The following is a 10,313-nucleotide window of genomic DNA, read 5'->3' on the forward strand; positions in this document are numbered from 1 at the left end:
AAAGGTTCTCAGTATGTATCGCTGGCCTACACACAGCGGCTTAAGGAAGCCGGATTACTGGCATCAACAGGAAGTACAGGCGACTCGTATGACAACGCGATGGCGGAGAGCATCAATGGTCTTTACAAAGCGGAGGTAATACACCGTAAGAGCTGGAAAAACCGTGCAGAAGTGGAACTGGCCACACTCACGTGGGTGGACTGGTATAATAATCGACGATTGCTGGAAAGGCTGGGCCACATCCCTCCGGCAGAAGCAGAAAAAGCTTATTATGCTTCCATCGGAAACGATGATCTGGCAGCCTGAGTTCACAGATAAAACACTCTCCAGGAAACCCGGGGCGGTTCACTGTTGTATTCAGCCATTCTCCGGTCATCTGCAGCAGTTTTCTGGCATCGTGGCTTCTGAGCAACGGAATACCAGCCTGCCTCAGAACCTCTTCCAGAAGAATATCCCGGCGTCTGCGTTCCGGTCGTAAATGGCTGGCATCATCCAGCTCTACTGCTGCAACAATACTGAACGAACGCAGCTCAACGATAACCACATCAACATGCCACTGAGACACCATCCTGAATAACTGCCACCACTGGCGTGATCGTGGCCGGATATTCCCGTTCAGCTGGACGATATCCGCGACCCGTACCTGCGGACACAGATACCACCGCGTCATATCCACAATTCTGAACAGTCCTTTCATAAAACTGACTTCCCTTTCTGTCAGCAGCGTCGTCTGACGTTGCCAGTATTCACCGCTGGACAGTATTCGCTCTGCATCACCGGTCCGTATACCTGCCGCATGCAATTGCATCAGCAAAGGAGAATGCTGATTTACACTTCTGAGGATAATCCGGATAAGTAGCGCTGCAATAATCAGAACAATGAGAATAAAAATAATCAACTTCATTATTTATCTGCTCCTGGCAATTAATTATTGCTGAATTATTACCTTACATATTTCCATATCTCTTTTGGTATCCTGTCATATAACTTTCCGATGATTAATTCCGCTAGCCGGTGGTCTGCTGCTGAATTAAATGATTCACGTTCACTGTTTGATAAACTGTCTCTGTTTTTATGAATAATTTTTTCCAGCGTATTGACTGATGAACATCGCCGTAACTGATACAGCCATTCCTGTTTTGTTTTTGCCATTTTTATTCCCGCTGAGAACAGATGAATGATAGGATTGCCATCGCTTTATTTACGGTGCCTCCATATCCAGGGGGGAACCGGATCAGCATCTGACCAGAGCCCACGTTTTTGTTGTCTGGCTTCGTTCTGAAGGACAGGTAGCACGGGATCTGTGTTGTACTGCTCATATACCCAGGCAGCCCCGGCCCGGACCATAAACTGATTAATATTCATTCCGTCTGGTGCATAAACCTGCCCGAGAATACGACCATAACGATCTCGCTGAAAATATGTGACGGTAACCGTTTTTCCTGCAACCAGTGATTTCATCATGTCTGTTGACCACCGGCCATAATCCTGTTTCTTTTCCGGTGCATCAATATTTACCAGCCTGATCCGCACCGCCTTCAGTGAGTCCATGACCTCGATGGTATCACCGTCCAGTACACGAACAACCCGTCCATGAATATCTGCAGACAATACCGGCCATGAAAAGATAAATAATACCAGTGGAATATATTTCCTCATGTTATTCTCCATATCAGATAAATGGCACCTGTATTTCAGCCCCCCTGAATAGGGCAGCACACATTGAATAACACCTTATTTTGTGAAATTAATCACAAAATATAAAAAATCGACTTAATGCGGAAAAGACTCTGTGCTACTCAGAACTGTCCGGTCATACTGCCCGACCGGATATTAAGAAGCAAATCTCATAAACTCCTTTCAGCCTTCTGACTCCTGGAGTAATGAAGGCTGCTTTTTTCGTTACCCCCTTCCCCGGCAGCGCCGGTGGCAGTGTTCAGCCCTTTTCCGGGCAAACTGCTGCCAGTCTGTCCTAGGCGCAACACAGGCAGCCCGTCGCCATGCTTCTGCCGCTTCCATCCAGCGTCCACTGACTTCCAGAATAACGGCCCGCCCGCCGGCACGCTGGTAACGCCAGACCTGGCCGTTCCGTGAACTGTTTCTGAATCCATTCATTTTCTTGTCCCCCTTTAGTTGTCAGTATTATTGTGATAAATAATTCAGTGGACTGGCTTCCTTTCGGAAGCGGAAGTTATTTCCTTTTAAGCCTTATTTCCCTGCCTCCTCTCTCTGGGGGAGGCTTTTTTTATTTCTCATCAAGCACGGCCTGAAGTTCTGCCTTTATCCGGTTCTGGCGACGAATTTTCGCCAGACGCGCTCCCGCATACGCTTCCTCCTCCTGAGAAATATGCTCCGTCACATACCCTTCCGTGTCATACCGGCAGGCACCGGCTTTCATGGCACACAGATAGCTTTCTGAACGGGTGATGGCCTTCAGCGCCCTGCGCAGTTTTTTATGCGAGAGCGGGATATTCCGCTGCGCCACGTCTTCCAGTAACACGTCCCGGATACCGCAGGCCAGAAGCCGGGGCGTGTCACCGTCAAATAATCCCGGCCACCAGGGCTTCAGGGTATTCACAGCCTCATCCAGCGTGGGCAGGTTCAGATAAATGGACAGCGCCTGTCTGGCCTGCGCTTTTTTTGCCGCCAGCTCTGCTTCACGGGCCGCTTTCTCGGCCAGCTTCTGCTTTTTCACCTTCCACTTTGGTGGCGTGGTGACATTGATGATGGTTTTCCGGCTGCGGACAGTCGCTGTTCCCTCTGTCTTCCGCTTCAGTGTCAGTACCGGTCGCTTCTGCTCTGTCATGCTGTGTTCTGCCTCTGACGAATCATCCTCTTGCGGCCAAAGATACCACACCCGTCACAGCGCCAGAACGCCCAGCACAGCCAGATGACAGGCATAGAACGTCGGGAAAAAGTCTCCGGGCCAGAAACGGGGTAATGATTTTCCGGCACACAACACCAGACCAACGGTCAGCACCGTCATCACAAGACCGGCCACCGCCGCTGCATCACTGGTGGCAAGGTTAAGCGCCGGAATAACAGCCAGCAGGCAGGCGACCAGCGCCAGACGTTCCGCTCTGTCTTCCGCCCGGTACAGCCGGTTGCTGACTGCCAGCATCAGCAACCCGGCAATACCGTAACTGGTGCCGGACAAAGGCCCCCACAGGGCCATCAGGAGTATGGCCGCTGCTGTACGCCACCCACTGCGCGTTTCACACCACGTCAGCACCTGTGCCGCCACTGCAAAGGCAAACAGGATATTCCCCTCATACCAGGGAAAGCCTGCCAGATAATATGCGAACTGGGCAATAATTCCCCATCCCCACAGCCGGTTAATGGCCGGTTGCCGGATATGCGCATGACGGGACAGATTCAGCCCCCACACCAGGGCAAAAAGCGGAAAGGCTCCTCGCCCGGCCAGAAACATCCATTCCTGCTTCAGCTGGAATATCAGATTGATGTGGTCCAGTACCATCAGCACCAGTGCCACCGTTTTGATGATATCCCGCTGTCCGGGTGACCAGACCAGAAATGACTGCAACCAGGTATCGGTCCGTGCAGCCAGTGAATCGTTACGTGTCGTGTTCGTGTTATCCGTTGTCATCAGTGTTTGTCTTCCTGTATCAGTCTCCGCCCGGGGTTTTCTCTTTCTGCAGGTCACGAACCATATCCCGCTCCATCTGCTGCAGACGCTCCTGCAGCAAATTTTCCCGGGCAACTTCCCGGACCGCTTCCCGCACCCGTTGTGGTTCACGCAGTACACTCTCCGGCAGCGCGGCTTCCCGTTCAGTTATGGCAGCCCGGTCACGCTCCTGCCCGGCAATTTCCCTGACAGCCTGCTCTGTTTTGCCGTCCGGCAGGTCAGGTTTGTTCTCTGCCATTTTACGGACAATTTCATCTGCGCGACGTTCCGTTTCACGGCGGATGGCCTCTTCAGCCTGCCGCTGTGCCAGTACCTCTGCCGTGACCGGTTCGCCATTTCCGGCTCCCGGCTGGACGCTGTTGTCCGGGATATCCCCCCACACGCGGCCACCGGTGATGGCACCGGGATTCCACGGACGGCCTTCACCGGCGATTCTTACCACCACACCACTGTCAGGATTATCACGGGCAATCCGGACGCCATCCTGCATATTATCAGCCAGCAGGCTTTCTCCGTTACGGCTGCCCTGCAGAGCCACGAACTGCGCATCCCCGCTGCCTTTTACCCGACCTTCACCGCTGAATCCCCGCAGCCCGTTTCCGTCATCCGTGGTCAGCGGGTTCAGCCAGATACCGGCGGACTTGCCGTTACGGTCAAACGCCGGCAGTGCCACATACGGTTGCGGATATTTACGTCCCGGAGCAATAAACCGTGCAGGACTGTCTCCCCCGGCCAGCCCCGCCTGACGGAGAACGGCACGGCCTGCCGCCACGTCCCGCAGCTCCCGCGCCGTACTGAACAGCCGCTCTGCATTCATGACCTCCCGGTCCGGTTTCGGCTCAAACACATCGTGGGCAGTTCCTTTCTGTACGGCATTGTTGATGGCATCCGTCCAGCCCTGACGGTTATCGGTGTACACCTGCACATGCTGCTTCATACGCGACAGGGCCACGTAGGCTGACTCAAAGCCGGCCATCAGTTTCCGGTTACCTTCCGTGCCTTCAAGCGCGATGGCAAAGGTTTCACTCGCCCCCTGTGCACCATGGGCGGTGATGGCATAGGCCAGGTCAATATGTTGCTCTGCCCGCTCCTGACCGGGGCGAATCACACGGGTCTGCTGACCGTCAGAAAGTGTGACACTGTCACCGGAAACCGCTGTCACCGTCCAGACGCTGTTGGCCACATAACCGCGCTCCCGGTCACTCTTCGTGAAGCGTATCCTGTCACCGGTCCCCACCCGGATGGTGTCCGGGGTGTACAGCGTGACGCCTTCAGCCACCGCCTCCCGGGGCGAAATCAGCCGCGTGTTACCTTCCGCATCCTGCAGGGTTATCAGCCCGTCATCCTTGCTGATACCGGCAATCCGGTGATACACATTATCCACCAGGGCAAGGGCATCCGGGTTATTCTCCCAGGTGGAGAGACGACGCAGCTCCCCGTCGCGTATATTCGCTGTGTTCAGGACAGGCACCATGACCTGCACCTGCCCCAGTTCTCCGGCCTTTTCCCGTGCATCATGAATCATGCTGTTCAGTACGCGCCGGTCCTCATTCAGGTGCGTGACAATCAGCGTCTGCTCCCGTGCTTCCGGTGTCCTGCCGGTATAGTCGCGGACAATGGCTGCATACAGTGTCATGGGGACATCCGGAAAAGCCTCGCCTTTCAGCATCGCCTTCTGCTGCGCTTCTGCCAGTTTCGCTTCCTGGCTGTGACTGAACTCCGTCACGGAGTGCTCCGGTGCCCATGCGCCCTCCAGACGTGGCACCTGAGACGGTTTCACACGCTCAAGCCCGGACAGCGCCCTTTCCACATCCCGGTTAATCAGGCTGTATACCGCCTCCCGCAGTTCCGGCGTCTGACGCACAATCTCCTTCATGATGACCACATCGGCAGCACTGCGCGTCTGCTGGAGACGGAAAGGCTGACCGGGCGCGATGGCCTGCAGCTGGTCCGTGTCACCGCTGGCCACAGCCCGACCGCCACCGGCCGCAATCAGGGCGTATGCCCGTGCCATGTCGGTATTGCCCACCATAGAGCTCTCATCGAGAAGGAACAGCGTGTTGCTGAAATCCGGCGTTTCTCCGCTGCGCTGCTGCAGCTGCGTGTCATGCAGAAAGGACGCCAGTGTCTGTGCATCCACGCCGGCGCTGCGCATCTCCCCGACCGCACGGTGTGTGGGCCCCAGCCCCACGACACGGGGACGTTCACTCTCCGGCAGCATGTTCACGGCTGACATCACCGCCCGGAACTGTGTGGTCTTACCCACACCGGCATAGCCCTGCACCACCGTGAAACGGTCGGACGTTTCCAGTATCATACGGGCGGCGGCGCGCTGTCCTGATGTCAGTTTCTCCATGAGTTCGCCAGGTACTCTCTCCATCAGCGGCGTGACCGCCTCCTTACCTTCGAGAATATGGCGAAGAATGCTCTTTTCTGCCTCATACGACGCACGGGAAACCAGCAGGCCTGTGCCATAGCCTTTTGCCACATCCACATACAGTAAACCACCCCGTTTTATCTGCGCATTGATTTCCCCTCCCAGGTCAGCAAAACCGGTTCCTTCTGCAGCAAACGACTTCGCCTCTGTCAGCAGGTCCACCATGCTGAAGGCCAGGTTTTTACTTTCCAGCACAGGAAGGGCCAGATGAATGGCCTGCTGTGCCGGCGTGTGAAGCCCGGCTTTCTGCAGACTGATAGCGGTTTCCAGCAATGTCTCACCGGCACGCGCCTTTATCTGCTCAGAAACCACCGTAAAGGAAGGATGGCGGGCAAGTTTTTCCGCAGTACGGGTTTCATCCAGTGAGGAATACAGCCGGACATCACGACCACTGCGGGCCAGACCGTTCAGGGTGGCATTGTCCATTGCCATCTGTGTGACGGAGGCAAAAACCGTCGCACTGTCGCTGACGGAATGCCCGGGCGTTTCCACCCAGCCGTTCTCCAGCTTCAGTGCCGTGAACGGTGAATCGCTCACAGGCAGGGTGGCCGGTTCAGCCCGTCCCGGCACAACAACCGTCATCGCATCTTCACTGACGGATGCCACCTGCAGGCGGTCACCGCCGGAGACGCGGAGTCCGGGAATTTTCCCTGTCACCCTCAGACGCTCACCGTCTGCCACCGGCATTTTTTCCGGCCGGAACAGCGACCAGCTGCTGTCCAGGGAAGAAATACGCACCACCTGCGTTTCGCCCTGCGCATTCCGCAGGGTCAGGCTGTGACTCTGCGCCGTCACACGTTCTGTCACATAGCGGTCATGACTGCGTGTCTCCGGGTTCCACTGCTCCATCACCATTCCCGGGCGGTACATATCCCGCAGATAACGGCTCCGGCTGTCCAGCCAGACCGGTGACAGGGCGGTCATGGTTACCTCCGGGTGTCCGAGCACGCCCTGTGTTTTCAGCTCACTGCGAATGGCCTGTGTCAGTATGGCCTGTTCCCGTACTCCGCTGACCTGTGCCACGCTCTCTTCTCCGGCTTTCACGCTGGCCGCAAAATCTCCGGCCAGCCGGGCATAGCGGACATAACGGTCCGGTTCACTGATGATGGTGGCCGGTCGCTGTTCTCCCCCCTGCCAGCGATATGTGTTCACCCCGGCATCCTTCATGGCCATCAGTGCACTGCCTGTACCGGTTCGCTGCCCGCTGTCAGTTATCAGGACCTGTACGTTATGACGTGCGGCACCATCCAGCAGGGTTAACGTCTCTTTCAGGGAGAGTTTTTCGCCCTGGTCGACGATAACGGTACTGCCCGGCGTGAAGGCCATGCCTTCCAGCAACTGACGACGTCCGGTTATCAGTTCACCGGACAGCCGTTCATCCTGCTTCAGGTTCATCTGCGAGCGACGGTCAGCAGCGATAATCTGCACCTCCCGCCCCTGCTCCCGGGCCATCATGACCAGTTCAGCCACCCGCTCACGCTGCCCGGCTGCACCGCCCTGCCCGGACACAATGGCCAGCGACGGACGGTCCTGTGCCAGAACACTGACGGCATAGCTGTAACCGGCCGTCCGGGGGACACTTTTCTCCGGATGTACGGTCACCCGGTTCTGTTTCATGATGTCACGACTGAGTGCCCGGACTGACAGCTCATCGAGCATATGAATCCCGGACGTGAACAGCCCCTTCTCACGATCGAGGGGGATAAGCTGCTCACGGCTGATGGCCTCATCGATACCGGCGCGTGCCCGTTCAATCACACCATTTTCCGGCGGCAGTATGCCGACCGTCCTGGCCAGCAGGTCCGTATACATAAACTGCACTTTGCGTTCACTTAATCCGGCAATGGCCTGTGTCACCGCCTGCTGCACATCCGGCCCGTCCTGTGAAGCGGGTCCGGGTGTCTGCGTGCGGGTATATGCCCGTTGTTCCGCTGCGTCACGATATGCCCGGATGTCGAACCCGGTTTCCTTCAGCGTCTGCATCCACTCGGCCATTCTGACTTCAGGATCGACGTGCTGTTTGGATTTACGCGTATCCAGCGCCGCCACATCCCGGGATTTCAGCGAGGCGTCTTCCCCGACGGCCTCCCGGATAGTCTGTGAGCGTCCGGAAAAGGCCTCCACCGGTACACCCGGCATTTCCCACATACCGTGCTTACCGACCACTTCAGTTTCATAGCCCAGCGCCTCAACCTGCTCTTTCAGTTTTTCCCGGTAGAGCCTGCCAAAGGCAATCTGATTAGCGTACACATTCTCAATGAACCCCGTTTTCCCCACTTTGTCACTGCTCAGTGTCTTCCATTCGCCGTTATGCTGCGTAACATTAGTCACCACCGCATGCGTGTGTAACTGTGGTTCCTGATCGCGACTGGTGTCGTGGTTAAACAGTGCCATCACCAGATTACCGGTCAGCACCGTTTCTGACTGTCCGTCCGTCATCATCCGTGTGGAGGCCAGTGCCTCCACACGGATGATGACGGACAGCAAAATCCACGGCCTGGTTATGTGCTTCAATAAGACGTTTGTCCCCCCCGAGCATGGCCATCATGGAGACACTTTTGGGAGCGGAGAAGGTCAGGTCGTAGCCGGGACGATGCCTGTTACTGCCATCCTGCATGCGGCTTAAATCCGCCCCGTCCGGCAGCCTGCCCTCCAGAAGGCGGGTAAAGACATCCTTATCGACACTGCCCTGCAGCCCCAGTTGTTCAGCCCCCTGGCCGGCCCAGCGTTCTCCCATGCTGCCCAGCACATAGTAATTATCCTTGTTGGTATAATAATTACCGGCACTTCCGGCCGATCTGACCTGCGCGATACTCATCATAAACGTATATCCCTTTGACATATCCCGGCATCAATCCCACAATGGATATACACAAGACATATCCACATAAGGAGGCAAATAATGGAAACCACCGTATTTCTCAGCAACCGCAGCCAGGCGGTCAGACTGCCAAAAGCGGTTGCATTGCCGGAAAACGTAAAACGCGTTGAAGTGATTGCTGTCGGACGAACCAGAATCATTACGCCAGCCGGAGAGACATGGGACGAATGGTTCGACGGACACAGCGTCAGCGCCGATTTTATGGATAACAGGGAACAGCCCGGCATGCAGGAAAGGGAGTCATTCTGATGCTGAAGTTTATGCTCGATACCAACATCTGCATTTTTACGATAAAGAACAAACCCGCCAGCGTCAGGGAGCGTTTTAACCTGAACCAGGGGAGAATGTGTATCAGTTCGGTCACCCTGATGGAGCTGATATATGGTGCAGAAAAAAGCCAGATGCCTGAACGTAATCTCGCTGTGATCGAGGGATTTGTTTCCCGCATTGATGTTCTGGATTACGACGCTGCTGCAGCCACACACACCGGCCAGATAAGAGCAGAACTTGCCCGTCAGGGACGCCCTGTCGGGCCATTTGATCAAATGATCGCAGGTCATGCCCGCAGTCGGGGGCTGATTATTGTGACTAATAACACCCGGGAATTTGAACGTGTGGGCGGCCTGAGAACTGAAGACTGGAGCTGACCTGTTCATCAGAAATCATCTCCCGGCTCAACATCCTCCCCGCGTTCCCGGTGCACATTGATGTTCACCTCTTCACGACGCTGCATCTGCTGCCAGGTGTCCGGATGATTTTCCTGCTGCCATGCCTCATAAGCGGCCATATCCACCACTTCACCGGATTCACTGATCCCGGGTGGCAGTTGCTGTTCCATCTCTTCTTCCGGTTTCATTTTCAGCTCCTGCTCGATCCCCCCTGCCGGAACATTCACACCTGAATCTGACTTCTTATCGTTGATGACAGGAGACACCGGCTGTTGCGGCTGTTCAGCCTGAGTCACGTCTTCTCCGGAAACAACCTCCGGGACATCCGGTTCGAAGAGGCTGGCCATCTGACGACCTTCTGCTTCCCTTGCGGCAAGTACGGCACTCAGACGGTTCTCCATTTCCGGGTTGATGTCACGCGGAATAAACTCCGGAGCGACCTTCGGTCGTTCCTGATATTTGGTAATGCTGCCAACTTACTGATTTAGTGTATGATGGTGATTTTAAGGTGCTTGCGTGGCTTCCATTTCCATCAGATGTCCTTCCTGCTCAGCTACTGAAGGCGTGGTGCGTAACGGCAAAAGCACTGCCGGACATCAGCGCTATCTCTGCTCTCATTGCCGTAAAACATGGCAACTACAGTTCACTTACACCGCCTCTCAGCCCGGTACGCACCAGAAA

10 protein-coding genes and 2 pseudogenes are annotated in these 10,313 nt (G+C 55.6%); 4 read left to right on the forward strand and 8 right to left on the reverse strand.

Going from position 1 to position 10,313, the window contains the following annotated elements; all coding sequences use genetic code 11:
• On the forward strand, nt 1-306 hold a 306-nt coding region (locus BHE85_RS05200), incomplete at its 5' end, for an integrase core domain-containing protein (RefSeq protein ID WP_032232747.1).
• On the opposite strand, the gene BHE85_RS05205 is transcribed toward BHE85_RS05200, so the two are convergent.
• From BHE85_RS05205 to traI, 7 genes and pseudogenes are all read right to left on the reverse strand, one after another.
• On the reverse strand, nt 188-904 hold the full coding sequence (locus BHE85_RS05205; RefSeq protein WP_146627971.1) for a DUF2726 domain-containing protein: 717 nt from the start codon (nt 902-904) through the stop codon (nt 188-190). The genes BHE85_RS05200 and BHE85_RS05205 overlap by 119 nt on opposite strands.
• A gap of 38 nt (nt 905-942) precedes the next feature.
• A complete protein-coding gene (gene hha, locus BHE85_RS05210) occupies nt 943-1,152 on the reverse strand; it encodes a hemolysin expression modulator Hha (RefSeq protein WP_039063957.1) in 210 nt (69 codons plus the stop codon).
• A gap of 45 nt (nt 1,153-1,197) precedes the next feature.
• Nucleotides 1,198-1,659 carry a thermonuclease family protein gene (locus BHE85_RS05215; RefSeq protein ID WP_001233866.1) on the reverse strand — a complete coding sequence of 154 codons (462 nt, stop codon included), beginning with the start codon at nt 1,657-1,659 and terminating at the stop codon, nt 1,198-1,200.
• A 243-nt stretch (nt 1,660-1,902) separates the two neighbouring features.
• On the reverse strand, nt 1,903-2,115 hold the full coding sequence (locus BHE85_RS05225) for an ANR family transcriptional regulator (RefSeq protein WP_011379083.1): 213 nt from the start codon (nt 2,113-2,115) through the stop codon (nt 1,903-1,905).
• A gap of 130 nt (nt 2,116-2,245) precedes the next feature.
• The gene (locus BHE85_RS05230; RefSeq protein WP_005056178.1) at nt 2,246-2,806 is read right to left on the reverse strand and encodes a fertility inhibition protein FinO; all 561 of its coding nucleotides are present in this window, start codon (nt 2,804-2,806) and stop codon (nt 2,246-2,248) included.
• Between the two features lie 54 nt (nt 2,807-2,860).
• A complete protein-coding gene (gene traX / locus BHE85_RS05235; RefSeq protein ID WP_000205722.1) occupies nt 2,861-3,607 on the reverse strand; it encodes a conjugal transfer pilus acetylase TraX in 747 nt (248 codons plus the stop codon).
• A 19-nt stretch (nt 3,608-3,626) separates the two neighbouring features.
• Nucleotides 3,627-8,904, reverse strand: a pseudogene (gene traI / locus BHE85_RS05240) (conjugative transfer relaxase/helicase TraI).
• A gap of 81 nt (nt 8,905-8,985) precedes the next feature.
• On the opposite strand from traI, the gene vapB reads away from it, so the two are divergent.
• Nucleotides 8,986-9,213: a toxin-antitoxin system antitoxin VapB gene (gene vapB / locus BHE85_RS05250; RefSeq protein WP_000450530.1), complete on the forward strand. Its 228-nt coding sequence runs from the start codon at nt 8,986-8,988 to the stop codon at nt 9,211-9,213.
• A complete protein-coding gene (vapC, locus tag BHE85_RS05255) occupies nt 9,213-9,611 on the forward strand; it encodes a type II toxin-antitoxin system tRNA(fMet)-specific endonuclease VapC (RefSeq protein ID WP_000911318.1) in 399 nt (132 codons plus the stop codon). Before vapB ends, vapC begins: the two co-directional genes overlap by 1 nt.
• Nucleotides 9,612-9,619: 8 nt before the next feature.
• Here vapC and BHE85_RS05260 read toward each other — a convergent pair.
• Nucleotides 9,620-10,093: pseudogene (locus BHE85_RS05260) on the reverse strand (type IV conjugative transfer system coupling protein TraD); the annotation flags it as partial.
• Between the two features lie 55 nt (nt 10,094-10,148).
• Between BHE85_RS05260 and BHE85_RS05265 the strand changes: the two are divergent.
• Nucleotides 10,149-10,313: IS1 family transposase (locus BHE85_RS05265; RefSeq protein WP_047664789.1), on the forward strand; the 165-nt coding region annotated here is incomplete at its 3' end.

The organism is Shigella sp. FC1567 (genome assembly GCF_001743015.1).
In the GTDB taxonomy this organism is placed as follows: Bacteria; Pseudomonadota; Gammaproteobacteria; order Enterobacterales; family Enterobacteriaceae; genus Escherichia; species Escherichia coli.